The 237-nt window shown below is 35.9% G+C and carries 1 pseudogene; it reads right to left on the bottom strand.

Annotated elements, in window-relative coordinates:
- Nucleotides 1-237 (bottom strand): annotated as a pseudogene (locus BAQ44_RS18605) (RNA-guided endonuclease InsQ/TnpB family protein); the annotation flags it as partial.

Here is a 237-nt window from a genome sequence, read left to right as displayed (position 1 = left end):
CCTTTTTTAAATCTCCTAGACATATCTCTTTGCGCTGACTTTTTCCTTTTCAAAAGTTTTTTAACCTTGACATCTTTGTTTATATTTCGTTCTTTCATACCATTAGAAGCTACAAACAGCTCTTTTAAACCAACATCCACACCAATCGACTCATCGGTTAGTTCTTGTAATTCAAAGTCTTCTTGGAATCCTACACTAATCCACCAGTGACGACCGTCAAATGTAACTCTTGGATTG

The organism is Bacillus mobilis, from assembly GCF_001884045.1.
Lineage (GTDB): Bacteria > Bacillota > Bacilli > Bacillales > Bacillaceae_G > Bacillus_A > Bacillus_A mobilis.
The sequence above is the reverse complement of the archived record's forward strand: the minus strand, read 5'-3'. Positions and strand labels throughout refer to the sequence as shown.